General features: G+C 65.8%; 15 protein-coding genes and 1 pseudogene. 4 read left to right on the top strand and 12 right to left on the bottom strand.

Annotated elements, in window-relative coordinates; translation table 11 throughout:
• Positions 1-52: 52 nt before the first annotated feature.
• Together ACFWXC_RS28470 and ACFWXC_RS28465 are read right to left on the bottom strand one after the other, a co-directional pair.
• Complete coding sequence (locus ACFWXC_RS28470; RefSeq protein ID WP_384483174.1) at positions 53-544, bottom strand: nucleotidyltransferase domain-containing protein; 492 nt, start codon at positions 542-544, stop codon at positions 53-55.
• Positions 545-708: 164 nt separating this feature from the next.
• Positions 709-1,248, bottom strand: coding sequence for a hypothetical protein (locus tag ACFWXC_RS28465; protein WP_384483136.1), 540 nt, complete (start codon positions 1,246-1,248; stop codon positions 709-711).
• 379 nt (positions 1,249-1,627) lie between these two features.
• On the opposite strand from ACFWXC_RS28465, the gene ACFWXC_RS28460 reads away from it, so the two are divergent.
• On the top strand, positions 1,628-2,128 hold the full coding sequence (locus ACFWXC_RS28460; protein WP_384483135.1) for a hypothetical protein: 501 nt from the start codon (positions 1,628-1,630) through the stop codon (positions 2,126-2,128).
• A 61-nt stretch (positions 2,129-2,189) separates the two neighbouring features.
• Here ACFWXC_RS28460 and ACFWXC_RS28455 read toward each other — a convergent pair whose 3' ends face one another.
• From ACFWXC_RS28455 to drmA, 5 genes and pseudogenes are all read right to left on the bottom strand, one after another.
• The gene (locus ACFWXC_RS28455; RefSeq protein WP_384483134.1) at positions 2,190-2,861 is read right to left on the bottom strand and encodes an SMI1/KNR4 family protein; all 672 of its coding nucleotides are present in this window, start codon (positions 2,859-2,861) and stop codon (positions 2,190-2,192) included.
• Between the two features lie 400 nt (positions 2,862-3,261).
• Positions 3,262-3,459: pseudogene (locus tag ACFWXC_RS28450) on the bottom strand (oxidoreductase); the annotation flags it as partial.
• A 288-nt stretch (positions 3,460-3,747) separates the two neighbouring features.
• Positions 3,748-4,509 carry a DISARM system phospholipase D-like protein DrmC gene (gene drmC / locus ACFWXC_RS28445; RefSeq protein WP_384483133.1) on the bottom strand — a complete coding sequence of 254 codons (762 nt, stop codon included), beginning with the start codon at positions 4,507-4,509 and terminating at the stop codon, positions 3,748-3,750.
• Positions 4,506-6,416, bottom strand: coding sequence for a DrmB family protein (gene drmB, locus ACFWXC_RS28440; protein ID WP_384483132.1), 1,911 nt, complete (start codon positions 6,414-6,416; stop codon positions 4,506-4,508). The genes drmC and drmB overlap by 4 nt, the downstream gene beginning before the upstream one ends.
• Positions 6,413-10,273 carry a DISARM system helicase DrmA gene (drmA, locus tag ACFWXC_RS28435; protein WP_384483131.1) on the bottom strand — a complete coding sequence of 1,287 codons (3,861 nt, stop codon included), beginning with the start codon at positions 10,271-10,273 and terminating at the stop codon, positions 6,413-6,415. The genes drmB and drmA overlap by 4 nt, the downstream gene beginning before the upstream one ends.
• Positions 10,274-10,858: 585 nt before the next feature.
• Here drmA and ACFWXC_RS28430 point away from each other — a divergent pair.
• Positions 10,859-15,031 (top strand): Eco57I restriction-modification methylase domain-containing protein, encoded by a 4,173-nt coding sequence (locus ACFWXC_RS28430; protein ID WP_384483130.1) that lies wholly within the window; start codon positions 10,859-10,861, stop codon positions 15,029-15,031.
• On the opposite strand, the gene ACFWXC_RS28425 is transcribed toward ACFWXC_RS28430, so the two are convergent.
• The 3 genes from ACFWXC_RS28425 to ACFWXC_RS28415 are packed head-to-tail and all read right to left on the bottom strand — an operon-like array spanning position 14,943 to position 17,274.
• A complete protein-coding gene (locus tag ACFWXC_RS28425) occupies positions 14,943-15,416 on the bottom strand; it encodes a hypothetical protein (RefSeq protein ID WP_384483129.1) in 474 nt (157 codons plus the stop codon). The two genes, ACFWXC_RS28430 and ACFWXC_RS28425, sit on opposite strands and share 89 nt — an antisense overlap.
• Positions 15,417-15,419: 3 nt before the next feature.
• Positions 15,420-16,742 (bottom strand): AAA family ATPase, encoded by a 1,323-nt coding sequence (locus ACFWXC_RS28420; RefSeq protein ID WP_384483128.1) that lies wholly within the window; start codon positions 16,740-16,742, stop codon positions 15,420-15,422.
• Between the two features lie 10 nt (positions 16,743-16,752).
• Complete coding sequence (locus ACFWXC_RS28415; protein WP_384483127.1) at positions 16,753-17,274, bottom strand: ATP-binding protein; 522 nt, start codon at positions 17,272-17,274, stop codon at positions 16,753-16,755.
• Positions 17,275-17,445: 171 nt separating this feature from the next.
• Between ACFWXC_RS28415 and ACFWXC_RS28410 the strand changes: the two genes are divergently transcribed.
• Positions 17,446-18,315, top strand: coding sequence for a helix-turn-helix domain-containing protein (locus ACFWXC_RS28410; protein WP_384483126.1), 870 nt, complete (start codon positions 17,446-17,448; stop codon positions 18,313-18,315).
• Complete coding sequence (locus tag ACFWXC_RS28405; RefSeq protein ID WP_384483125.1) at positions 18,312-18,521, top strand: DUF397 domain-containing protein; 210 nt, start codon at positions 18,312-18,314, stop codon at positions 18,519-18,521. The genes ACFWXC_RS28410 and ACFWXC_RS28405 overlap by 4 nt, the downstream gene beginning before the upstream one ends.
• A 62-nt stretch (positions 18,522-18,583) precedes the next feature.
• On the opposite strand, the gene ACFWXC_RS28400 is transcribed toward ACFWXC_RS28405, so the two are convergent.
• Positions 18,584-22,825 carry an Eco57I restriction-modification methylase domain-containing protein gene (locus ACFWXC_RS28400; RefSeq protein ID WP_384483124.1) on the bottom strand — a complete coding sequence of 1,414 codons (4,242 nt, stop codon included), beginning with the start codon at positions 22,823-22,825 and terminating at the stop codon, positions 18,584-18,586.
• Positions 22,822-26,067, bottom strand: a complete 3,246-nt coding sequence (gene drmD, locus ACFWXC_RS28395; RefSeq protein WP_384483123.1) for a DISARM system SNF2-like helicase DrmD — start codon at positions 26,065-26,067, stop codon at positions 22,822-22,824. Before drmD ends, ACFWXC_RS28400 begins: the two co-directional genes overlap by 4 nt.
• Positions 26,068-26,193: the final 126 nt, after the last annotated feature.

The raw sequence follows: 26,193 nt of genomic DNA, 5'->3' as shown, positions 1-26,193 counted from the left end.
GCCGAAGTGACACAGGTTCCGACGCGACGGGAGGGTTGCCCTGGGAAAAGGGTCAGAAGTGGGTGGCGATCCCGAATGCCTGCCGGAGTCGGGCCATGTCCTGACGGTCGTGATCGGTCGGTTCGTAGCCCCGGTGGAAGTAGACCTGCTGCTCGGGCGACAGGCACGGGACGGTGGACCCCAGGATCGTGCCGGTGACGAAGCACGACGCGGGATAGACGAACGGCTGCTCAGGGTCGGGAGACGCCTGCACCGCGGATCCGTCCGCGGCAAAGACCAGAGGGTGCAGATCGATCTCTCGCCCCTGAGGGTCGGTGACGACGAACCGCACGGGACGCCAGTCGAGGGTCTCGACGAATCCCGCATCCGCGAGAGCGGCCACGACAGCCGGTTCCTGGCCCGTGCGATGCATCAGGTCCAGGTCACGATGCTGACGGGTTTGCCGGCCGACCAGGGCATCGATACCCCAGCCGCCACCGATCCAGATGTCGACGCCGACATTCCGCAGCACGGCAAGGATGGACAGCACGTCGTCGCCCGTCATCACCCGCGCAGGCTAGCGTTGATCATCTGGGCGGGCGAGTGGATTTGCCCGGTCCCGGCGCCCTCAGCGGGAACTCCCCGGCAGAAGCGGGATGCGCCCGACAGGGGAAAGGGCCCTCACCGGGCCAAAAGGCCCCGCACTCCCCCTTCCCCCGCCCTACGGGATCACCAGGTGTGAGCCACGTCCACTACGAGATGGTTGGCCGTCTGGAACACCCGGAACGGCAGCCGGGCGCGGACGCCCAGTCCGGCCTGGGTGTAACCCTCGGAGCCACCCGTGAACTTGAACTCACGGAAGGTCCGGTACCCGGTGACGTCGACGGCCGGAAGCGGCGGGTAGGGCTGCCCGGTCGCCGGGTCGTAGCGCGGGGAGAACAGCGAGATCTCCAGAATGGCTCCGCCCGCGATCGGGATCACGACGTCGGACGGGTCCTGGTGCAGTACGTCGACGTAGCGGACGGTGTAGCCGACGGCGTCGGCCGCCGTGCCCTGGGCGTCGAAGACCAGCCGGTCGAAGCACTCGTGCTGCCCGGTCCTCACGTCGGCCAGCCGCCTGGAGGCAACAGGGTCACCGGTCTTGTCCAGACTCCCCCACGTCACGGCACAGTCCACGGCCGTCGGCACGGCCACCGCCGGAACCGTCCCGGCCAACAGCCCGCCGCCCGCCAGCATCATCGCGGCCAGTGCAGTACCTATCCGTCGCATGACTACCCCCGGTAGCTCGCGCAGGTGTGTGTCTGTTCAGACCGCCGCCCTTCAGGAAGGTTGTGCGTCGTGGAGCAGTCCATTGCGGCACAGGGGCCCTTCCAGCACCAACTGCCCCGTCAGACCACTGCGTTTCCGCGGGCACCGCCGCCTGGTGCTGTGCTTCCTGCCGTCCCATCTCGGCCTGAGCATCGCGTGAGGTGCGCTCGACATCGACCGGCACCGGCAAGGAGCAGTTCGACCTCGGCTGGAGCCTCCTCGGTTCCGTCGATGCCGGGGACGCTCACGCCCAGACCAGTCTCGGCACCAGCGGTGACGTCCGTGTCCGGGAGTTGGCGCCGCGCTGTGACGACATCGCCCGGGGCAACATCAAGACCGGGTGCGTCCTCCCGTTCTTCAAGCCCACCTGGACGACCTCGGCCCCGGCAACAACGCCGACCCGAACGGAGGCGACTGGACCAATACCAAGAGCCGCGGCAAGGTCTGCCCCAGCAGCTGGACGCCGAACAGCGCAACGCCGAGCGGATCGTGCGACGAGTATGCGCCCGCGAGTACGTACGAGAGCGGTGGCATGCCGGGCGGCCTGAACCAGGTCAGTTCCGGCAACGAGTGCGCCCAGCTCTACACCAAGCCGATGACCGGCGGAACGTGGGGCCTGCTCGCCGAGAACCGCGACGGTTACACCGGTCCGAAGTGGAACGAGAAGTGCGGTCGCGCCTCCGTGCCGCAGGACCAGAACGAGGGCGCGTTCCGTGACCTCGGTATCCAGTTCGTCCCGCAGATGCGGCTGCTCGACAAGGACGAGTTCTTCATCAGCGATCCCGGCTTCGAGCAGTGCAAGAACGCCGACACGGTCTGTGCGTGGAAGAAGGTCGGCTGAACCGACCGCTGACTGACCGATCCTGCGGCCGGAGCACCCCCGTGGTGTTCCGGCCGCAGGGCTATGCGAAGCGCACCCAGTCCGGATCCACCGGATACACGGGGCCGTCCCAGACCAGGGCCTGATCGGCGAGACCGGGCACGGTGGTGTCCTGGCGTCCGTCCGCGTACTCAACGCCGCGGTTCTCGTGCAGGGCGACGGCGACTTCGATGAGGTAGTCGGTGAACGACGACCACACGCCCAGTTCGGGGATGCCGGCCTCTTCGAAGGTTCCGATTCGCCCGTAGCCCGGCCCTGGCGTGCAGTCGGCGAACAGCCCGTACAGGCCACTGCGGTCGGTCGCGGCGAAGGCCAGGTACCGCATCGCGGGGTCTGCGGGTCGGCCGATGGTGTGGGGGCCTTCGTCCCAGGTCGGCAGATGCTGCACCGGGGGGATCGCGTGCTTCACGGGCAGTAGCCAGGCCGTCCCCCGTCCTTGCGGAGGGAGCCCGGTCTCAGGTTCGGGTGTCCAGCCGAAGTCCGCTGGATGACCGGTGCCGTTGCGGATGCGGTAGAAGGCCTTGAGCCCCGGCGGGATGGTGAGGTCGAGTTCCTGCTCGACCTCATGGATGTCGGCCTCCGGGGCGGGCGGGGGAAGCATCCGACAGGAGCGTGGAGCGTACTGCGTCAGCCACGTCTCGATCCTCGCCCAGGCACCCGCCACGGCCCGCTCGTGCTGCTGGTCGTCGGTCATGCCCACGCCCCTAAGGGTCCCCCGCGCACGCAACTGTGGCCTGCGCCACGGACGACTCGGATGCCGCGGATGCACCTGGAGCGGGACGGAGGCAGCGAGACTGGCCTATTGGTTCGCGCTTGCCGATGCCATCGGACGACGGAACAGACCCTGTTCACAAGCCCGCGGCCGGCCACCCGTCTTCCGGGTTGCTCGACCATAAGGCGAGGCAGACGAGTCGGGCTGTACGCCGGGGAGAATCACCGCAGTGCTATGACCTGCACAAACATGCCAGGTGACCACTCCCGCGGCTACTCTGACGGCTACGTACGCGCGGGTGCGCCCCCTCATTGGAAGTCGCGCACCCTGTCGCGAGAACGGGGCAGCACGCGGCACGGTTCACAGGTCAATGCGGCTGCGTGTACACCCAGTGCCCGGCCTTGGCGCCCAACACGTCGAGCGCTCCACGAACGAAGCCCGGCTGCCATGACACCTCGACGACCGCGTCCCATACGCGGTCGAGCAGAGGCTCGTACGCCGACGGGTCGCGCCGGTCGGCGGCCAGCAGTGTCGCTCCGTCCGCGACTTCTCCGCTCTCGCCACGCGCGAGGCAGGTCACCTAATGGCCGCGTTCGATCGCCTGCCGCGACAGCTCCCGAGCCACCCATGCCGTTCCGCCCAGAACCAGGATCTCCATACCGACACACAAGCACCGGGATCACCGCCCGGCCAGGCGGATTCGCTGACAGTAGATGGTCAGCCGTCAGATCGACCTCACCCACGGGCGATAACGTCGACCCGCCGAGGGGTCCAAACACCCGATCACGAAGTCGCACTGGAGTACCAGGCGGCTGTTCCACTCCACGGGCCACTGCCCAGGTACAGCGCTCTCGAGAGAAAGAATCGATCACCAATACCGTTGCAGCACGCCCAAACGCTGCAATTCCTGGATGTGTTCCGCAGTGCGGGCGGGGACTGCACCCCCTGTGATGAGTACTCCAGCCTCGATGTTTCGGTCCACTCCAGACTGTGTGAAGTTGGCACTGGTAGTGAACAAGACTCGTCGGTCGGCCAGCGCCAATTTGGCATGGGTCTTGGCTCCCGGCTCGGTCCTGTTACTGGGAGGCCAGTGCCAAACCCTGATTCCTGGCACGTCGAGGAACGCGGATGCAGGTTCCGCCCCAGAGAGCGCACTACCCGCGCCTTGCAGAGTTTCGACGACAACGTCAATGCACACACCCCTGTGTGCCGCGGCCTCCAAGGCATGCGTAAGAGGCGCGTAGCGTGTCGCCGAGTAGGTCATCAGAAGCAGTTCTTGCTGCGCCGCCTCGACGAGTTGAAGCAAAACGCGGCTCGTCGTTCTGACTGGGACTCGGTGCGTTGAAGGCCCGCTCCAGACGAGCGAGGTCTCCTGTTCTTTGGCCCGCAGAGCATGGCCAGCAGCAAGGCCGCGGAGATACGCAGCCGCCTCTGACGGAGCCAGCCCATCCGCTCCCATTGCCTTCAGAAGCGCCGTCGCTGCTTCCGTAAATCCAGGGATGGCACGGGCAGAGATGACCGAGGCCTTCTGGCGTTGTTTCCCTATCTCTTCGGCAAGAGCACGAACGCCTTCCGCTCCTACCGTCGTCAAGGCATCAGCCGCAGCTCGGTCGAATGCCCTGCCAGTCACTTGACTCCCTGCAACAGCACGAGGTCCGGGTCGTCGATGGGCACAATGAAACGCCGGTCCAGGAATCGGTTGCCACGCTCGCACGTGGTCTCCGACACGAAGAGACACACGTGACAAGCCGCGCCGTGCAGGAAGTCCTCGTGCGGAGGACGCGGAAGTCGCTCGGCGCAGAGCGGATCTGAGGAGCAGCGCTCCGCGTCGGTCAAGGCTCGTCGCACAATGCGAGTGATCGTCTTTGGTTCGGCGAGCGATACCAACCCGCCCAGAGTGCCTTCCGCATCGGGTACAGCTGTGTAGATCAGGATGCCCGTGCGAGGATCTTCGTCTCGGCCGGCGTAGATCCGTTCCGACAAGCTCGCCGAAGAGTATCCGCACTCCAACGCGATGGCCCGGATGAGCAGATGAGAGAGAGTGTGCAGGGCGATGTACCGCGCTCCGGGCCAGCCGCGCAGTGGATTGTCACTGCCTTGGACACGCCCCGAGTAGCGGTTACGACGGAATTCGACGTACGCGTCGCGGTGTGCCGCCACGGCAGCGGAGCCGGCTACTCGTTGTTCCCATGCAGCCACCAGAGGCTCTGGCATGCGTAGGAAGATGCCCTCTCCTCGTACTTCGCTTGCCGGAACCCAGGCGGGTGTGCTGCTGCGGGACAGGGGAGCACGGGTGACCAAATCCGGGTCTTCGGGGTCGGGTGCGTCGAGCCGGGTGAAGCCGACGAGGGCACGCACCTCCCGGAGGCGTTCCGCTTGGACGATGTGCGAGAACATGTCGGCCAGGGCAGCGGGGACAGTGACATCGCGGAGCGCGAAGTCTTCGGTGGGCTCCGGGATATGAGCGCTGGTGAAGATCTCCCACTCCGGGGTGAGGAGATCGGGATAGGCCGTCGGTTGCGCACTCGGTGCCGATTCCGTGGCAGCACGCTGCTTCTGGATGGCTTCGAAAACGCTGGCCTGGTCCCATTGGTGAAGTGGCTTGAACTGCGGGAGATCCCAGATCAGTTCCAGCATGGCGGGTGCGACGACTTTTTGAAGCGTGTCCCAAAGCTGCTCGATCTTGCCCTGCAAGGCGCTGCCGCTGGTGGGCGGGACAGCCAAGACACTCAGAGTCTGCGCAAACCACTGGTTGGACGCACCGATCACCAACGGCTTGGGAAGCTGCTCGCAGCCTCCTGCCGCAAAAGTCGCCAAGTGGGGGTGACGGCCGCGGCAGCTGGGCAAGCTCGACTCCCCTCGGGGGCCCATCGCGTCGCGGATGTTCCGCTCTTTGCCACAGTTCACGCACTTGATTCTCACGTTGGCAGCCTGGTTGCCTCCGTGGTCCAGCATCTGTAGTCGGGGGTGGCTGACCGCCGTGCACTCGCCGCCGCGATGCACGAAGGTCGTATACGGGAAGTCGTCCAAGTGCCCGGACGGGCAGACAAGTACAAAGCGCGCCGCCACGGCCAGCGGACGCTTGCCCTTGCGTTTCGTCGTGCAGTTCTCGTGAAAGAAGCGGGCCTTGTCCGGGCGGCGCGGTTGGGCGTTCTCGAACTTGAAGACCTTCGAGTCCAGCGCGCCCAGTTCATTACACGCGGTACAGCGAAGCCATTGCGGGAACGGTAGGACGGGCACACCGACTTTCGCGGCAAGTCCGTTGGGGTCGGTGTCCGCGCCATCCAGCCAGGGGGCCGGACGCAGTTGAGTGACCTGGGGTCCGAACGGCTCGGCAAGCAGGCTGTTGACAGCTCGCAGCAGTCGCGGTTCCTTCAGATCGTCCAATTCCACGGAGTCGTACTGCCAGTCGTCGATGCCGCGCACGAGGACGGCGAAGTTCGGCAGGTCGACCAGCGCTCCAACACCACCGGTAAACATCAGGTGGCTGGGGCGCACGGAGCCGACGCGGCGGCGGTACTGGGCCTTGTCCGTCATGCGTGCACCTTCTTTCCGCTCTGTCCGTCGGCTACGGCCTTGTTGTCCAGTACGGCTCCGGTCTCGTCGCCTTCGGGCGAGTCCTCGTCGCCGGGACCATCCTGTCCGCCGCCTCCTGGATAGCTCCACGCGGGAGCTCCTCCGACCACGTCGAACAAGCCGCTGCCGGGCAGCAGCAGATTGATCTCGTTCTCCGTCTCTCGCATCGACTGGGCAACGGTGAGTTCATCCCAGCGCGCGCCGGTGGCCCTGTTCAGCAGGCCGGCGAGCTGCTGGCCCTTCCACCTGCCCTCCTCATAGCCCAGTCGCGCGCTGCCCTGCTTCTTCTGCGTCCAGGCGTCCTTGAGGGTCTCGATACGCTCTGCGAGATAGCCGCGGGCCCGTTCACCGCCTACGGCCTCCGCACGCCGAAGGAAGCGCTCGGTGATCTGCTGCGCGGGCGGGCCGTCGAGATCGACGCCGAACGCATCGGCATTGCGGGAGTTGTGATCGGTCGCATTGCGCACCGCGGCGATCCATGCCGCTGCCGTCGTACGGTCCAAGGACCGGCGTGCGAACGGTGTGACGGAGAGGGCTTCGACCTCACGGTAGAAGGTGGCGTGGTAGTGGCCGAAGTTCTCGAAGTGGGCCAGGTCCCGGGGCCGCGTCCAGTTGTAGAGCGTGACGACCAGACCCGGGCGCTTCGCGTCGCGGCCGACGCGGGACGACGCCTGGATGTACTCGGCAGTGTTCTTCGGTTGCCCGACCACGATCATCAGACCGAATCGGGACACGTCCACGCCGACTTGCAGCATGGAGGTCGCGATGACCGTGTCGACGGCGCCTGTGCCTTCGGTGCGAAGGTTCAGCTTCGACAGGTCGAGCCGCTGTTTGTGCTGTGTAGCCGCCTTCAGTTCGTCGGTCAGGGCGGTCTTACGGACGGTCGTGTCCGCCTCCTCGTCGAATCCGATCTCCAGTCGGGCGAGCACCTCCGTGATGTCTCCGGAGGAGATGCGCGAGGTCAGCTCCTGCACGGACAGCATGTCCGTCCTGCGCAGCAGCCGGTTGGAAAGGCCCTTGCGATTGCCGTGGACACGGACGCGAGTGGCGATGTCGTCGTCCAGGAATCGGCGCATCCCCGCGAGCTCACGCGTGGCGTTGAAATAGCCCACGAGCGTCATGTACGGGTCGGCGGGCTTGCCGTGCTTGTCGAAGAGTGTCTGGCCGGCGAGCAGCAGGATCTCGGCCACCCGGATCTCTGCCTGCTTCATCCTCACGCCATGTGCGCAGATGCCCAGGTAGCGTCGGCCGGGCGCCTGTTGCGAAAGCTCGACCTGCTGGGAGAAGAAGGTGTCCTCAACGTCGATCGCCTGAGGCGGGAAGATCGCCGCCTTCCTGGCGAAGACGCCGAGAATCTGATCGGCTGCTCTCTTCGTCGTGGCCGTGGACGCCACGATCTTGGGTCCCACCAACTTCTTGGTGCTCGTTCCGTCGGGAGCCGGCCAGCTACACAACTCGTCGACGGCTGCTTCGAAGAGGCCCACTGTCGTACCCAACGCGCCTGAAATCAGGTGGAGTTCGTCCTGGATGATCAGGTCAGGTGGTCGCAGGCGAGTCACTTCCTGGCTCTGGACCGCTTCGTACTTGCCTTTGGCGTTGTGCTTCTCTCCGCACTTGGTCCGCACGTCCAGGTCGGCCTGCCGGTAACCGTGGCGCGGGCAGAGCTGGGACACACGCCCGAAGAGCATTCCCGCATAACCGCGCCACGGCAGCTGAGCAAGCTTGTCGACTGTGGCGATCAGCAGGCTGGGGGCCAAGCGGTAGATCTCCTCGTCCACGGTGAGGATTGGCAGTCCTTCACGTGGGGAGCGGCGCTGCGAGAACGGGCAGGCGTTCTTGCCCTCGCCATTGGCGCAGTAGAGAAGTACCCGGCGCAGATCATCGTCGGGATGGAGATCGCGCTGAGCGCTGAGCGCCGTACCGCACCAGGGACAGGCCAGGGTCTGCAGCACCTTGGCACCTCGGCTGTCACCTGCTTCTTTCGCTTCGGCGATCTGTTGTGCCGCTTCTTCGTAACGGTTCGGGGAGACAGCTCCACCCACCCACAGCCCGATTCGGAAGGGGGTGGAGCCCCAGCGGCTGTCCCCGCTGTCGAAAGCCTCTCGCCGCAATACTTCCGCAGCACAGACCAGGGCGGCGGCACGCTGGAACTGCTGGGCTGTCAGCAGCCGCAGGGTGTAACGCATCAATACGGCGACTCCCGCGTCACCGCTACGGGCGTCCGCTCCCTCACCGATCGTCCCCTGAAGACGGCGAATGGCGAAGGTGAAGGCGGCAAGCCCGAGATAGGCCTCGGTCTTTCCACCACCGGTCGGGAAGAACAACAGGTCAACGGTGGCGTCGGCGCCCGCTTCTCGTTCGGGAAGTGTCGGAATGGCCAGGGCGCGCAGATTCAGCAGAACAAAGGCGAGCTGGAACGGCCGCCAGGACGCGGCAGCGGGTCCTTGATCCGCGATCCGTTCCTGGGCCTCGCTGAAACTGAGTCCCTCCCTCTCCCGCAGCCCCGCGATGGCGGTGTGCCGTCGTTGGAGCGCCATAGCCCGGTTGGCGAACCGGAATGCTTCCAGCGCCTCGGGCCGGTCCGGGTCGCGCAGGAGGTCCGCTCCAAGGGTGATCCGGACGGACACCTCACGAGCCTGTTCAACCGCGGCGAGCGCGCTGTCCCGGAGAGCGGCGGGCAGCTGCTCGGCCTGCGCCTGTCGCTCGTCGAGCCATGCGCTGTATCCGTCCGCCAATGGGGCGAGTGCCGCCGTCAGTTCAGCAGGGCCCAGCTCGGCGAGCGCGTCCATGGAGAGTTCGAGCCCGGCGAGATGCTCGGCGTCGTCGCCGGACGGCGCAATGGTGGCCGGAACATCGTGGACGGGTAGCCAGGTGGTGGTGAGCGCGCGGGCTCGCCGTTCGCCTTCGTCGATCGTCACGGCGACGGCAACATTGCGGCCCGCCGCGTGCTTCAGCTGATTGCGGTAGAGCAGCGTCAGGTGCTCCTCCTCCGGCTCGGCCCCGCCGAACGCGTCGTCGTGGGCCTCCCCCGCTCCGTCGAGCGGATCGGAGATGGGCAGGAAGACCGGTGCTTCGCCGTCCAGCGCGGTGACCCGCAGCTCCGTCTGGAACAGCCAAGCCGTGTCCTTCGACTGCTGGGGCTCCTCCTGGGCGTTCACCAGGGACAGTTCGACCACTCGGGTCGGACCGCCGGCACCTGGACGGTTCCGTACCTCGGCGATCAATCGCACCCCGGGGGCTTCGGGGTCGTCGGCGGTGAGCGGGAGAACCTGCCGAGACTTTCCGTCAAGCCGGATCTCGGGGTTCTTCTCGACCTGCTCGCGGCTCCAGGTCGTACGGGCGACTCCGTCGTCGCTCAGCACCTGAGATTTGTGGTACCGCCCCCACCGGACCCATACGGAGACCGCATCCACGCCGTCGTCCGCGGCTACGGCGAACATCATGCCCATGGAGGAAGCCCACATACGGCCGGCATTCTGGGTCGTGAGCTTCTCAGGAAGGCTCTGGTCACTGCTGTCGCCTTCACCGTCGGAGTCGTCGTTCAACTGCTCGCCGGTGGCCGCCAAGGAGGTCGTGAGGGTGCGCTTGGGTCCGATCAAACCAACCAGATAGCGATCTCGGGGACCGGCCGCCCGATGGTCGAACTCCTCGCTCGGACCGTCCCAGGGACCGAGCAGATCGCGGCTGATGAGCTTGCCCAAGTCATCCCGGACTTCGTAGGAACTGGCCGGCACGAAGGTCTGCGGTACTTCGCGGACCCGCTGGAGGAGGTCTTCTTCCAACGAGCCCGGCGGCACCGCAGCGGACTGACTGGGCATCGCGGCTTCCCTCTTTCATACGTCATACGCGGCCCAGGAGGGCCTCGCCGGCTTCACGGCAACCATCACCACGACCGTGACGACCTGCCATCACCTGGATGCTAATGGTCACCTCTGACATTCATAACGGGGCGGTCGGCGCAGCGATGGCTTGTTCCCGATGCCCGGTGTGGTGTCCGTCGCTGCATTCCTCGGACCGCTCTGGCGAGGCAACCGCGTCTCACGATCGATAACGCGATCCATCCCGCTGGCCGACCGCCGCTCGACTCCGCAGCTCCGGCGGGAACTTGTGAGGGCGGGACTCGCCACCCGTACCCCTCGCGGTCTCCATCGACCAGCCAGAGCGCTCCTGCCACGGGCCCTCTATTCGATTCGTGCTCGTCCGGCTACCGTCAGTACTGAGGCCTGACCGCGCACCTGCTCGGATCGCCGTGCGCAATCGTTGTCTCGTAGCGGGGGTGCCTTATGGCTATGGGTACGACGTCCGTACGGCACGGTTCCTGGAGGGGCGGCCGGACCCCCGGCAACCGGCCACCAGCAGCGGAAAGCCGTAGCCGGCACGAGGAGTGGCTGAGTCTGGTCACGATGGACGGCCCGTTCCTGGGGATGTCGTCGCTGACCCGCGTATGGCCGCAGCTCGATGCCTTGGACGGACCGGCGAGGCGCTCCTTGCGGCTCGCGCACCGTGAGTGGCAGTCAAAGCCGAGCGTCTACCACGACACGTGGATCGGCTACCTCCTACGTGACCTGCTGGGCTGGAGGGACGCACTGTCCGAGGACCCTGCGCTCCTCGGCAACCTCGCCCTGTCCGTTCCGGAGCACCAGGAAACCATCACTCCGTCATTCGCCCTGATCCACCCGGACGCCTCCGACACGTCTGGTCCTGCACCGGAGGCGATTCCGCTGCTCGGCATCATCTGCGCGCCTGACGTGGTGCCGACGAGTCGGCAGTCCGGCACCGCGTGGTCGGCCGCCCCGGCGGACCGACTGGCTCGCCTGTGCCGCCACCACGGCATCGGTCTCGGACTGGTGGCTGCGGGCCGCTGGTGGACTCTCGTCTGGGCCCCTCGCGAGACAGCGGCCACGTACGTCACCTTCGACACCGCGGACTGGGGCTCGGCCGCCGACCGTACATCAGTACGGGCGTTCGTCTCGCTGCTCAACCGTCGACGCTTCTTCTCCGTCCCGGACGACGAGACGCTGACGTCCCTCCTCAGCAATGCGGAGGATCGTGCGGAGGACCTCACGGAGTCCCTGGGCCGGCAGGTGAAGGAGGCGGTCGAGCTTCTGGTGGCCGCCATAGGCCGCGGGGACCGGGAGGCTCGCGAGGCCAGCCGTCCTGGTCTGGAGAAACAGTCCGCGTCCGAGGTCTACAAAGCTGCCCTCGCGACCCAGATGCGGATCCTCTTCGCCTTCTTCGCCGAGGAGAAGGGGCTGTTGCCTGCCGACAACCCTCTCTACGCGCGCTCCTACTCTGCGGGAGGCCTGTGCGCCGAACTGGAGGCACAGGCCCGGGACACAAGCGAAGAGGATCTGGAACAGAGCACCGCCGCATGGCACCGGCTCGTGGCTCTGTTTCACGCCATCTACCAGGGCGTTGACCACCCTGATCTGCACATCTGCGGGTACGACGGAAGTCTCTTCGATCCCGCCCGACATCCGTGGCTCGAACCGGGCGGCGGAGGGTCACCATGGCCGGTGGACGACCGGACGGTGCTTCACATGCTGCGAGCCGTGCAGCACGTCACGACGGGCCGGGGCCGCACGCGCGAGCGACGCAGGACCACGTTCGCCCACCTGCGGATCAGCGATATCGGCAGTGTCTACGAGGGTCTGCTTGAGTACGAGGGACAGCGCGCCGCCGGTCCCGTGATCGGCCTCATCGGCAAGCAGGGTCGAGAGGTCCAGGTGGAACTGGCCGAAGTCGAGCGGCTCGCCGCCGAGGCCACTCGGGCCGAGGACTCGCTCGCTGCGCTGGCCGCGTCGCTGTGCACCAAGTACAAGAACTCTGGCATCGGCACGGCCAGGGCCGTGGAGAGTGCACTTCGTCCGCTTGCGGGGACTGAACGCGCCGCTGCCAAGCGGAAGTTGCTGGCCGCGGCGGGCGGCGACACGTCCCTTGCCGAGCGTCTCGTGCCGTTCTACGGCATCATCCGTCACGACCTGCGCGGTCTGCCGATCGTGATCCTTCCCGGAGGCCTGTACGTCGGCAGGTCATCGAAGCGGAAGGCCACCGGCGCGCACTACACACCCGAGTGGTTGGCAGCGGAGGTGGTGGAGGGCGCTCTGGAGCCCTTGGTGTATTCCCCCGGCCCGCTGGAAACAGCCGAGAAGGGGCGCTGGAAACTCAAGTCCAGTTCCGACATCCTCCGACTCAAGGTCGCCGATATCGCCTGCGGTTCGGGCGCGTTCCTGGTCGCGGCATGCCGATATCTGGCAGAGCGGCTGGTCGAGGCGCGGGCGATCGAGCGGGAGGAAGCCGCTGAGGGGCGCATCCGGGCGCAGCTCGACGCCGATGTCATCCGCCCGCAGGAACCATTCCGTGAGCGGGAGGACGAGACCTTCGACCTGGTGATGATCCGGGCTCGGAGAGAGGTCGCTGAACGGTGCCTGTATGGGGTTGACATCAATCCGCTCGCCGTCGAACTGGCCAAGTTCGCATTGTGGTTGGACACGGTGGAACCGGGCATGCCGTTCACGTTCCTCGACGATCGGCTGATCGACGGGGACTCGCTTGTGGGCATTTCGCGCTCCGAGCAGGTGAACTACATGCACATGCTGCCTACGGCGGAGTGGACTGTGCACCGCCGCTCACCGGTTGACTACACGTCAACCATTTGGCAACAGACCGGGATGGGTGCCGACCTCCGGCGCGCTGCGGAGTTGCGAACGAGCCTGGTCGACATTCCGGGAGACTCACTAGCCACCCTCGCAGAAAAGCGGCGCATACTCGGGAAAGCCGAACTCTCCGTCCAACTCCTGGAGTTTTTCGGGGACCTTCTCGTAGCCGCCTCCCTGGCCCACGCTCCACGCGGAACACGAGGTCTTGATACAGCAGCCATTGCTGCGGCTACCTATGCAGACCTATTAGGAAGGGCCCTTCCAGAGGATCAGCTCAGCATCAAAGGACGAGCCCAGGAGGATACATCGCGATGGCGCCTCGCAGCAGAGGTCGGGGGATTCGACGAGTGGAAGCCAATAAACTGGCCGCACCGTTTCCCTGAGGTATTCCAGGATGGCGGCTTTGACGCCATAGTGGGAAACCCTCCGTTCTTGGGAGGCCAGAAACTGACCGGCGCCTTGGGGAAGGCATATCGAGAGTACTTAGTCCGAGTCATCGGACACGGCATACGCGGTAGCGCGGATCTGGCTGCCTATTTCGTCCTGCGGGCACATGAGTTACTGAACGCGAGAGGCCAGACGGGACTGATCGCGACGAACACATTGGCGCAGGGAGATACGCGAGAGGTGGGACTTGATCAGCTAGTCGCGGATGGGGTGGAGATCCGCAAGTCAATGAAGAGTGCGCCATGGCCGTCGCGGGGCGCTGTGCTTGAGTACTGCGCGGTGTGGACGAGCCGTGCCGAGGTGGCCGAGGGCGGCATGCGGATGGCGGACGGCTTGCGGGTGAAGGGGATTACACCGTCGCTCGACGCCGCATCACGGGTTACGGGTACTCCACGACGGCTGGCGAAGAACCAAGGCATCGCATTCATCGGTTCGTACGTGCTAGGCCAAGGGTTCACAATATCGCTGAAGGAAGCCCAGACGCTGATCGCGAAAGACAGGCGGTACCGGGAAGTATTATTCCCCTACCTAAACGGGCAGGACCTCAACTCTCGCCCAGATGGATCGGCTAGCCGCTGGGTGATCAATTTTCATAGCTGGGGCGAGATACGGGCCAGTCGATATCCCGAAGCATACGAGCGAGTACGCCGACTGGTCAAACCAGAACGAGACAAGAACAAAAGGAATGTTCGCCGTGATCGCTGGTGGCAGTACGGGGAACGCTCAAAGGGCTTGTACGAGGCTATCGAGGCCTTGGAGCGGGTAATTGCCGTCACTCTGGTGAGTAAGTCCGTCGTGCCAGTTATGGTACCGACAGGCCAGGTGTTCGCGCACAAGCTGGGTATCTTTGCGACCGAAGACTCTGCAATGCTGGCACTACTCAGCAGCGCCGCTCACTACTGGTGGGCCGTCAGCCACAGCTCGACCATGAAGGCAGACCTCAACTACTCGCCCTCCGACGTCTACGAGACCCTTCCGCATCCAGCACTAACCCATCAGCTAAAGAAATTGGGCAATATACTGGACACTCGCCGCCGGGAGATCACCCTCTCTCACGGCGGCCTCACCTCAACATACAACCTTGTCCACGACGAGACCTGCACAGATCCGGGCATCACCGAAATCCGCACCATACACAAAGCCGTCGACGAAGAAGTAGCCCGCGCCTACGGCTGGTACGACCTCCTGGATCAGCCCAGCGGCCTCGACCACGGCTTCCACGACACCCGTCAGGGCCCCCGCTACACCATCGGCCCGGTGGTCCGCCAGGAGATCCTTGACCGCCTTCTGGAAGAGAACCAACGCCGCTACCAGGCCGAGGTAGACGCGGGCCTGCACTCGAGGCAGGAAGTCCTCCCATTCCCCGAAGAGTCATCCCCCGTCATGCATACGATGCCAACAGCGTATCCAGCGTCCAAACAGTCGCCGCAACCCCGGACGTCCGGGCAAGGTACCGGTCCCGCTCGATAAGGATGTTCAGGTCACCACACCCGAGCTGATTGCAGGCATGCTCCACCAGGCTGCTGCCCGTGCTCCCGCCCTCGATCAGCGCGCTGAGGTGAGCCGCGTCCCACTCCACCTCGTTGAGCGCCCACGGCGCGTTGCCCTCCACGACCGTGCGCAGCACGCCGGCGAACCGCTCCGCGCACGTACGCCTCATTCGTCCGTCGGGCAGCTGCGCGATGTGGTTTCCCGTCTCAATGACCGCGGTCACGGGGAGCAGCAGGTCGCAGTCCCGTGCCTCCCTCTTGCGACGCAACTCTTCGATCACCTTCTCGCGGTCCTGGCACTTGCCTGGGACCTCAAGGAGATTGCAGAGAATCGACGTGTCGACGAATTCAACCCTGCGAGCCACGTCTCACCCGATCCCCAGAAGACGGTCAAACTCCGTGTAGTCACGGTCCTGTTGGCCGCGGGCCTCCAGCCGCCCCTGCGTGATCACATCGCCCAGCCGTCCGGCCGCCATGGCCGCCGGATACCCGTCGAGCTCGGTGAGCTTGGTGAGCCGGCTCGTGCCCGAGTCCCTGTCACGCCAGCACACCACCACGCCTTCATGATCGGCGCTGTCGAGCGCCGACAATAGGGCGGGGCTGTGCGTGGTGATCAGCACCTGTGTGTCGTTCTCCGCGCTCGCCTGCCGGACGAGTTGCAGCACTTCAGACGCCTGGGACGGGTGCAACCCGTTCTCCAGCTCCTCGACTACCAGCATGAGTGCGCGTTCCGCGCCGTCCCTGGCACTCCCCGCACTCGATGAACCGAGGTCGAGCCCTCTCCCTCCGGTGAGGAGTGACGTGGTGATGGCGAGGAAACGCAGCATCCCGTCGCTCATCTCCCGGGCTGGGGTCAATCCCAGTTCCCCCTCGTCCAACGCCAGCATCACATCGCCCAGCTCGGACTTGGTGACCGCCAGCGTCTCGATGTCGTGATCGGCGAGCCCACGCAGCAACTGCACGAGCCGGTCGAAGAGTTCGGGGCTCGTCCTCTGTACGTTGCCAATCGCGGCGGACAAGTTCTCCGCCGTGCGTCGCAGATGGACGTCCCGCGAAGGGACGTACTGCCGCATGAGGTGCGGCACCGGATCGAGGTGAAAGGCGCCGGCCAAAGCAGTCATCACCCGCAGGGCGATCCAGATGCAGTCGTGTTCGCCCTCCGTGTCGCCGGCCAGGCGCAACGGCAGCTGTGAGGTGAGAAGACGTGAGTTGCGGAACGGGCCGCTTGGATTCCGGCCGGGCCTGCCGTTGTGCCAGGACGCCTGGATGTCCCCGAGGTGCGGGCTCGGTGCGCCGCTCACGAGTACATCCCGGTGACCGCTGACGGTGGGCCCGGACAGCCGCTCCTCGACGATCTGCACCTCCGGCTCCACCTGGATCGTCACATCCAGGTGGATCGGTCCGTACTCGCTGCTCACGGTGCACCCGAGCGAAAACCTGTCCGATCCGTGCGGCACGCACCCGGCGAGCCCTCCGCGCACCGGCCCTGCGGGGCTGCGCCGGCTCTCCAGCGCTTCAGCGATGTCCTCACCGCGCGCGAGACGGGACAGCACTTCGAGTCCGTCGAGCGCGTTCGACTTGCCGCTGCTGTTGCGTCCGATCAGCACGGTCAGCGGAGCAAGCCGGAAGGCCTCACCGCGGAAACTCTTGAACGCGGTCAGGCGGACCTCTTCGATGCCCTGGGCAGTCACACCGGCCAAGTTACCGCAGGCCATGCCCTGCGGCCTGGTCTGCCGGAGTCGGGGCCTTGGTCAGTTCCGCCCATACGGTCTTGGTGAGCTGATCGTCCGCCCGAGTGCCCCAGCGGGTGGTCAGAGTGTCGACGATGAGCAGACCTCGGCCGGCGGGCGCATCGGGGGTGGCAAGCGTGAGGTCCTGCGGCGGCGGTGGCAGGCGATCCGGGCGGGTGTCCGTGATTTCGATACGGAGGGTGTACGTGGACGGGGTGCCGTCGAGCGCGAGAGACAAGGTCAGCGTCAGGCGGAAGTCGCGGCCCGGGGTGCAGCCGTGTGTGACGGCGTTCGCGGCGAGCTCCGCCACTACGAGGGCGGCACGTTCGGAGAGGTCGGTGTCGTGCGGGATGCCCCACTCGCCGAGCTGGTGAGTTGTGAGGCGGCGGGCGAGACGGGCGCCTCTGCGGCTGGAGCTGAACTGGATGTTGAAGCGGCGGGCTGCTGGCGCAGGTTGGGTGGTGGGGAGGGGGGTGGAGATCTGCTGATTCATGTCACTCAGCGTGGCCGGGCGTGCCTATTTTGAATAGCGACGACATCGATACGGAGCGTAGTTGTCGGGCTGTCCAGGCAGGTTGTCCGGGCTGTCGGGCGTGACTGCGCGCGGGATGGAGCGGTGTCGGGAGTGTGCGGGGCGATGACGTTACGGCCGGAGGTGACTGGCATGGCGGGTAGGGAACCTGAGGAGACGAGTGGCGGCACGGGAGGCCTGGAGGAGGAGCAGGACTGGGATGAGGGGATGTCCGAGGTCCTGGAGATGGTGGGGCGGCATGTGCGGCGATGGCGGGAGCGGGCGGGGCTGACACAAGCCGAGTTGGGGAGCGCGATCGGGTACACCGAGCATCAGGTGTCGGCTGTTGAGCGGGGGCGGCGGATTCCCAAGCCTGCGTTCCTCGACAGGGCCGACGAGGTTGTGGGGGCGGAGGGCATGCTGGCGGAGTTCAGGGAGGACGTAGAGAAGGTCCAGTACCCGAAGAAGGTGCGAGACTTGGCTCGACTGGAAGCGGAAGCAGTGGAGTTGGGTGCCTACGCCGGTGCCGTTATTCACGGACTGCTACAGACCAAGGCCTACGCCGAGGTGCTCTACCGGATGCATCGACCGATGCTGGACGAAGAGGTCATCGAGCGAAATGTGGCCGCGCGTATGGCACGGCAAGAGATCTTCAAGCGACGCCCCGCTCCCTACCTGAGCTTCGTCCAGGAAGAGGTGACTCTGCGCCGCCTCATCGGTGGCAGGATGGTGATGCGGGACCAACTCCAACGGCTGCTGGACATCGGTAAGTTGCGAAACGTGGAGATTCAGGTGATGCCGACACTCCTTGAAGACCACGCCGGCCTTCCCGGGTCGTTCCTGCTCCTCGCCCCAAAGAACGGCCACAAGGCAGCCCACTCGGAAGCCGCATTCTCCAGCCAGGTGACAGCGGACCAGAGCAAGGTCCGCATGCTTGAAGGGCGCTATGGGATTATCCGAGCGCAGGCTCTCACTCCGCGGGAGTCACTGGCGTTCATCGAGAAAGTGCTGGGAGAGACATGACGATCAAGCCCTCTGCCAACAGCGCTGCCGCACTGGAGTGGTTCAAGAGCAGCTACAGCACCAGCGAAGGCCCTGAGTGTGTCGAAGTCGCGGCCTCCTTTGGCACGATCCACGTGCGTGACTCAAAGCACGAACAGGGCGCGCGCCTGGGCTTCAGCTCACCGGGGTGGGCTGCGTTCGTCTCGCATGTGCCTGAGCTGGGCTGAGTGGTAGGGCAGGTGGACGTGGCCCCGGCGGAGGCGAGGACCACGGCCTTGCCGCGGTTGGCTCAGAAGAGGCCAGGGGGCTCCTCGGCCGGAGGCCTGGGGCGTGCCGCCCTCTTGGCCGTGGCCAGAGCGGTCTTCTTGGGTTGCTTCCTGGCGTGGAGACCCGCGTCCACCTCGGCCTGATAGCGGCGCTGGTTCTCTTCGAGGAGGCGGTCAAGGATCTCTTGACGGACGGTGGGACCGACGGTGTAGCGGGGCCCCTGGCGGGTGGGGTGGAAGCCGTGGTCAAGGCCACCCGGCCGGTCCAGGAGGGCGTGCCAACCGTAGGCGCGAGCCACTTCTTCGTCGATGGTTTTGTGAATGGCCCGGAGTTCGAGGATGTCCGAGTCCTGACATTCCTGGTCGTGGACCAAATTGTACGTGGCAGTCAGGCCCGCGTTTCGGCGCTGCATTAGGTCGCGCCGGAAAGTATCCAAGAGATCACCCAATGGGTTCAACCCTCCGAAGGTCCCGGGCTGGGGCAACGTTTCAAAACATCGCTCTGGCGCATAGGTCGCGGTCCCAGCCTTGCCATGGGTAGTCTTCTGCTGATCTGCCCACCAGTAATGCATTGCACTCGACATGAATGCCAGAAATTCAGTGGACTCTCGAGCGACCACCACTAGCTTCTCGTGGAACACTTGCCCATTGGGAACCAACATCGGCATGAGAGTGTCACTCACGCGCGCAATCACCAGAACTCGCTGCATTCCATTGATAGCAGCTCTCAGTTCACCGCGTGGCCGCCAGTACAGCCACCAACGAGCCATTAGCCCAGCGTACGTTCGTACGTCTTTCATGGCGCGTTCAGTTTTAACCAGATCCTGTACCTGCTTGTACGCCTCCGGGTAAAGCTTCGCCCGCTCCTCGCTCCAATCGTGAAAGTTGATCACCCAGCGACGCGCCGTACCACCTGGCCGTGAGTTGAGATCCTTCCCGTCCAAATAGGGGAAGAGCACGTCCTCATAGCGCGAATCCCTTGCAATGAGATCTTCGGCGGCCTCAATCGACATGGTGAACCCCTGCCCAAGGATGGTGGCCCCCTGAAAGGACAGCCGTCGGTTCTCTGCCAGTCGCTCCGCTAGCCCTGAGACCTGCGAAACGGAGTCCAGCGATGACGTAATCCCCTTCGCTGGAACCCCATCGACAACTCGTACCCCACCCTCGGCAACCCCCGTCTGGCTTGTCCAGACCACGCAATACTCCAGATCTGCACTCTTCGACGGCCAGGGTGCACTCTTCACCGACTGGCGAATTGTCACCCCATTGGCGATCAATTGATCCAGCCCGACCTCTCGACTTTCACCCTGTGCCAGCTTGCTCGTCGCGACCAGCCCCGTCTGCCCACCCTTATTCAGAACCTGGTGTGCTCGCAGCAAGAAGTAGGCTACAAGATCAGCATTTCCGCGAGCCGCATGCCCCAACCTCTCCACAAGGTACTCACGGTACGCAACACCCAATGCCCCGGTAAGCTTCTTGCCACCCAGGAACGGCGGATTCCCCACCACCGCATCAAACCCTCCCCGCTCATCCCAAACCTCCGGGAAAACCAACGGCAAATGCACGGGCTCCCGATCAAACGCCCCCTCAGGCTGCCCCGTAGCCAGCCACCCCCGCGCCATCCCCTCCGCTCGCCGCAACTCCCCCGCAGCCAACTCCTCGTCATCCCCCGCATCAACCACCGCATGAGCCGCCGTAACAGCATCAAACGCCAGCTGATCCCGCTCCCTTTCCCCTCGCCCAGCCCCCGCCAGAGCCGCCCCCACCACCAAATCCGCGAACACCCCAGCCTGCCGAGTCTTCTCCCGCACAGAAGCCAGAATCGCCCGCTTCTCTCCAAGCTCCTCCAGCCCCACCCCTGGAATCCCCGCCAACTTCCTCCGCTCATCGGCGACGTCACGCGCCAGCCGCCGTACACCCCCTGTAAAATCAATCCCATCCCCATGAATCCGACGCCCCCGCACCGGATCCAAATGCATGGCCTCCAGCTGCTCCACAGACGTGATCCCGAGCAGCGAATCCCCCGCCACCAGCCGGTCGTCCAGGAACGTGAACGGCCGCTCCGGATCCATGGACACCAGCCACAACGACAGCTTGGCCATCTCCACGGCCATCGGGTTGATGTCGACCCCGTACAAGCAATGCTCGATAACCTGCCGCCGCGCCTCGACCATCACAGGATCAGCCTCCGCGTCCACTGCCGACGCAGACAGCGACCCCGCCGCCTCCAGATACGCGATAGCCCGCGCATCCTTTTCGCGAGCCCACGCCTCCACCAACGCGTGCGCCAGATACCGGCAAGCAGCCACCAGGAACGCCGCCGAACCCATCGCGATGTCCGCGACCTTCAGCTTCAGCAGTTCAGTGGACGTCTTCGGCCTCCACTGCGAACGGTCAGAGGTCGTCAGCGGCCCAAACTCGGCCTCATACACCAACGGCTCCAACGCCCCGTCCGCCACCTGCTGCGCAAGGGACTTGGGCGTGTAGTGCGTGCCGGTGTTCTTCCGGAGCGCGGACTCCGTGACGTACAAGGCCCCCGGCCGGATGACCACCGGCAGGTCCCGCAGGTCGCGCCGGATGATCCCGTAGAACGGCAGCAGCCGCTCTGTCAGCTCCGCATCGCCGCCCGTCGCAGCGAGGAGCTTGCGCCTCGCGGCCTCCCGATCCGAATTACCCAGCGGCGCGAGCGACTTAGTGACCTTGGCCGCGCTGCCCAACCCCGTCGTCTTGTTGTACTCCTCCGCCAGGAGCGCCCCGAAGTCCGCCAGCTCCCGGGCACCCGCCACCCTCGCCTCAAGCCAGGACAGCAGCACCTCCGCCTCAAGCCCCGGCTTCCCTACCAGCCCGACGACCGTGTCCTCGGCCCGCCGCCCCTGATACGAGAGCAGGCCCTCGTACACGTAACCGATCTGCTCGACGTCCAGCGTCCGGAACGTCAGCCGTCGACGCTCCCGCTTCTTGCCCGTGCCGATCGAGACGTGCTGCACGGACTGGAGCATGTGCAAGACGGTTCGGTCGTCGATCGGCAGGGGGTCGCTCGGGTCGTCCTCGCCCGTTCCGCGCCCCTCCAGCCAGGGGTAGGTGTTGGGATCGAAGATCGAGCCGTCGTACGCGTACATGGTGAGCTTCGGGTGGTCCACTCCCCCGTACACCGCGTTGAACAGGGCGATCAGCCGGTGCCAGCCGGCCCTCGTCTGCTCCAGGTCCTCCTCGGTGGTCTCTCTGGCCCGCCGCTCCAACTCTTCGGCGAGGCGGCTTGCCGAATACGCCTGCGTGTACAGCTCGTTGTCGCTCGGAAGCAGGCCGCGCTCCTCGGCGAAGAGCAGGAACACCACCCGCATCATGATGGCGACCGCGCCCCGGTAGACCTCCTGCGCGGGGACGTCGGAGAGCCCCCGACCACCCTTGGCGCGCTCACTTATATCGGCTCGGCCGATCGCCTCCACCAACAGCTCGACAGCCTGTCGGACCTGGACGCCGAGGGCATCCGTCACGTCTTCCTGATTGTCCAGGGACTCCCTCAGCAGCGGGAGCAGCGTCTCGTCATCCTCGACGGAGAAGAAACGGCGCCTGCTAAGGAGCGACACGAAGGCTCGTACGACGACGCGCTCGGCCTGCTCAGTCCAGGCCACTGTGTCGAAGACGGCCGCCGTGGTGACGCCACCTCGCGGCGCCCACACCAGGGCCCACCAGCGGCCGTCCGTCACCAGGCCCAGTTCCACGCCGTGGTGACGGCACAGGTGGGCCATGCGGTCGATCGGGGTGGCCGACCAGGGCGAGTCCGGGAGGCGGCGGGCTGGATGCTGTCCGGCCGGAACCGTCAGGCCGAGCATCGAAGCGCCGGCCACGAGCCCAGCCGCACTGTCTTCTTCAACCTCCGCGTCTGGGTCGAGCAGCGCGAAGGTCGGTGCGACCCGCTCGTCGTGTTCCGGTACGTCGACGGCGAGGGCCTCGGTCAGTGTCTCGCCCTCCCTCAACGCCTCGCCCCAGCCGAGGAGTTCACGTAGCAGGAAGTGGATCCACGCCTCCTGCCCCGCCTCCTGGTCGGACAGCCAGACACCATGCTCGTACCGCAGCCGCGCACGCATCGGTTTGTCGATCGAGTCGAGCTGCTGCCAGGTCCTCAGCAACACGGGCAGCGTCAGGAACGGTCCCGACACGTCGACCAGGCTCAGCCAGTCCAGGTGCTGCTGTCTGCCGTCGGGCAGCGGTGCCCCACTGCGGGCGCGTCCGCGGCCGTGGTTCGTACGGACGGTGGTGCTCACTTCACGGCCTCCCGGCGGGGAACGACGAAGACGACGGCGACGGGGAACAGCAGCGGTTTGGGCTGGGCGTAGCGCGCGGCGATCGAGGCGAACTCGCGTTCCTTCTCGGTCTCCAGGGCATCGAGGCGTTTCGCCCAGTTCTCACGATCCCGGCGCTGCTGCTCTGCCTCGTCGAAGATGAGCTCCAGCTGTCCTTCCTCCTCCGCCGGTTTACCGATGGCGGCGCGCAGAGAGGCACGGAATGCGTCGATGTTGGCGGCGATGCGCTCCGTCTCCTCACGGCGACGGTTTTCGAGGCGGCCTTCCAGCGCGGTCTGGCGGTTGCGGGCGCGCCATTCGAGGGAGGAGACCAGCGCTTCGCTCACGTGTGGCCAGGCATCGGTCAGCCGGCGTTCAAGGAGTGTGGAGGCCTTGGTGGAGTCGGCAAGTGCGTTGTCCAGGATCTCGCGCAACGTGGTGATCTTCTCAAGGCGGTTGAAGCGGGCCGGGCTGCCGGCCGTCTCGTCATCGCGAAGCCAGCCACCTGCCTGGAGGACCTCTTCGTGGAGGCGTACGCCGTCCGCACCGACCAGGACGAAGCGAGCGAAGGCTCCCACAAGCGTGGTCTCCAGCTCCAGGTGGTCGCTGACGACGGCGGCTACGCGGGCGAGGCCGGTCTGGTCCTTGTTCCACACTGCCGCTCGAAGCAGGCGCGTGGACATGCTGACCAGGGGGTGACCAAGGTGGGCGAGGACCACGTCGTCACGGCCCTTGGCACCTTGTGCGTCGAACGTGATGGGGCGCTGGATCTCCGGGCGCAATTTGTCCGCAAGGCCCTGGCTGGCACGCTCCCAGGAACCGGTGAGCGTGGGGACTTCGTAGAAGCCAGGAGCGAATTCCCGTTCGTCGATGACTGGGGTGATGTCTTGTTGACGGGCGAGGGGCAGGGCAGTGGAGACCACGCGTGCGACCCTTGGTGGCGTGATGCCAAGCGCGCTGACGGTGGCGTCCACCTGTTCCTTCAGACGCTGTGCCTGTGCCTGGACGTCCCGTTCGGCGGTCACGTTGCCACCACGCTTGGCCTTGCGGCCCGCGTACGCCTCAGCCCGCTCGACATCGAAGTCGGCTCCGAGGTCACCGGTCATCCTGCGCTGCACGGCGTCAGCGAGGACGGCGTTGACCTTGCCGAGGTCCTCTTCCATGCGTGCGACTTTGTTCGCGACGCGGGCGAGAAATTCGAGGTCGGCCTCGTAGGTGTCGGCTGCCTTCTCGTAACCGCTGCCGATGAAGTGGACGATCTCCGGGGCTGTGCGCTGACCGTAGCGGTCGATGCGGCCGATGCGCTGTTCCAGCTTGTTGGGGTTGAACGGGATGTCGTAGTTGACCAGGCGGTGGCAGTGCCGCTGGAGGTCGATGCCCTCGCTGGCCGCGTCCGTGGCGAGGAGGATGCGTACCTCGTTCTCTGCGGGCTCGGCCTGGAAGGCGAGGCGCAATGGCTCACGGTCGTCGGTGTTCATGCCGCCGTGGAGTAGGGCCACGCGGTCGCCGCCGAGTCCGTGATCGCGCAGGAGGTTCTGGAGCCAGATCTGGGTGTCGCGGTATTCGGTGAAGATCACCACGCGTTCGTTGGTCCAGTGCTTGCCATCAGGCAGGCACACCGCCTTGACATAGCCGATGAGCTCGCGCGCCTTGGAGTCGGCCTGCGCCTGGTGGCGCTGTGCCCAGTCCTGCATCTGCTCCAGGAGACCGGCTTCGTCGTTGTCGGTACTCGGCTGGAGCGTGGTGGCGCGGGCGATAGCGTCGTCCTCGGCTTCGGCGAGCGGCTCGTCGTCGTAGGCCGCGTAGTCGTCGAAGAAAGTCTCCTGCCAGTCCTCGATCTCCTCGGCCGCCTGCTGCTTCTTCGTACGGAGCGTGTCCAGGTAGACGGCGATGGTGCGGGCGAAGGCATCCGGCGACGAGAACAACCGCTTCTTCAGGAGCAGCGTGACCAGGTCGGCTGCCTTCCGGCCGCCCTTGTAACGGGTGCCTAGCTTGGCGCGGCGCAGCAGGGCGTACTTCTTGAGGAGCTCGTGGATGCGGCGCTCGTCGTCGGTGTACTCGACAGGCAGGGCGACGGTCGTGCGCTCCAGGAAGCGACGGGTGCCGTCCGGCTCACGGATGTCGGTCTTGAGCCTACGTACGACCGTGTCCTTGACCGCGGCCGGGTCGGGATCGACACCGCGGGCGAAGCGCTGGCTGTCGATGATTTCCAGGAGGGCGGTGTACGACTGCTGGTAGCCGTTGTGCGGGGTGGCCGACAGGAAGAGCCGGTGCTCGAAGTGGGGCGCGAGGCGACGGATCAGCTTGGTCTGCTGAGAGTCGACGGGGTAGAGCTGCTGGGGCGCGGAGGGCGCGACATGGTGCGCTTCGTCGAGGATGAGCAGGTCGAAGACGCGCTTCGTGGGAGTGGCCGCGTCGGCGTTCTCGACAGGGAGCACTTCTGCGAGCAGGCGCTGCGCCTTGGGGCCACGCAGCCAGGGCAGGCTGACGATGCACTGCGGATAGATGTTGAAGGGGTTGGCCGCGCTGCCGTGGCTGCGGCGCACCTCGGCGCTGCGCTCGGAATCGATGATCGTGAAGTCCAGGCCGAACTTCTCGGCCATCTCGTCGCGCCACTTCACGGTCAGGCCGGCCGGGCAGACAATCATGATCTTGTGGGCGCGGTTGCGCAGGATCAGTTCCAGGGCGACGAGGCCAGCCTCGATGGTCTTGCCGAGACCGACGTCGTCGGCGAGGAGCAGGTTCACACGCGGTGCGGCGACGGCTCGGGACACAGGCTCCAGCTGGTACGGCTCCACAGCCACGCCGGAGCGGAACGGCGCCTGGAGTGTACGTACGTCCGCGGAGGTCACAGCCGACCAGCGGACCGCGTCAAGGAAAGCGGCAAGGCGCTCTGGAGGGTCGAAGCCTCCGGCAGTCACATCAGGGAGTGAGCCAGCCGGCAGCCTGCGCCGCCCCGGCTCGACCTCCCAGATCACTGAGAGGGTGTCGTTGTAGCGACCGTCCTCGACGCTGTTGAGGGTGACCAGAGTGGTGCCCCTGCTCGTGTCACCGCCCAGCCTCTCCGACTCGCCGAGGTCCACATCGGCCACCACCCACCGCTGGCCCCGTACCTCGACCAGGTCACTGATCTCAGGGACGGCGGTCGGATCCTGGGCATCGCCGCGGCGGCGGACCGCCCGCTGCGCCACTCCCGCCAGGTCGGTGGTCGACGATGTCGTCATCGGCTCTCCGCGCTCCTCACCCCACCCTGAACCGATACGGCGTCGGCCTGGGCGAATCCCGTCAAACACAGCAATTCAAACATGCACACGGACAGAGGCTGGGCGGCTCCCGATCCTGCCCGTCTC

It is taken from the genome of Streptomyces sp. NPDC058683 (genome assembly GCF_042716195.1).
In the GTDB taxonomy this organism is placed as follows: domain Bacteria; phylum Actinomycetota; class Actinomycetes; order Streptomycetales; family Streptomycetaceae; genus Streptomyces.
Note: the sequence above shows the minus strand (reverse complement) of the source record. Positions and strands in the feature narration are given on the sequence as shown.

Excerpts from the sequence above, each read along its gene's own strand:
- ACFWXC_RS28470 (WP_384483174.1), bottom strand. The coding sequence starts at position 544 with ATGACGGGCGACGACGTGCTGTCCATCCTTGCCGTGCTGCGGAATGTC.
- ACFWXC_RS28465 (WP_384483136.1), bottom strand. The coding sequence starts at position 1,248 with ATGCGACGGATAGGTACTGCACTGGCCGCGATGATGCTGGCGGGCGGC.
- ACFWXC_RS28455 (WP_384483134.1), bottom strand. The coding sequence starts at position 2,861 with ATGACCGACGACCAGCAGCACGAGCGGGCCGTGGCGGGTGCCTGGGCG.
- drmB (WP_384483132.1), bottom strand. The coding sequence starts at position 6,416 with ATGACGGACAAGGCCCAGTACCGCCGCCGCGTCGGCTCCGTGCGCCCC.
- drmA (WP_384483131.1), bottom strand. The coding sequence starts at position 10,273 with ATGCCCAGTCAGTCCGCTGCGGTGCCGCCGGGCTCGTTGGAAGAAGAC.
- ACFWXC_RS28430 (WP_384483130.1), top strand. The coding sequence starts at position 10,859 with ATGGACGGCCCGTTCCTGGGGATGTCGTCGCTGACCCGCGTATGGCCG.
- ACFWXC_RS28415 (WP_384483127.1), bottom strand. The coding sequence starts at position 17,274 with ATGAATCAGCAGATCTCCACCCCCCTCCCCACCACCCAACCTGCGCCA.
- ACFWXC_RS28410 (WP_384483126.1), top strand. The coding sequence starts at position 17,446 with ATGGCGGGTAGGGAACCTGAGGAGACGAGTGGCGGCACGGGAGGCCTG.
- ACFWXC_RS28405 (WP_384483125.1), top strand. The coding sequence starts at position 18,312 with ATGACGATCAAGCCCTCTGCCAACAGCGCTGCCGCACTGGAGTGGTTC.
- drmD (WP_384483123.1), bottom strand. The coding sequence starts at position 26,067 with ATGACGACATCGTCGACCACCGACCTGGCGGGAGTGGCGCAGCGGGCG.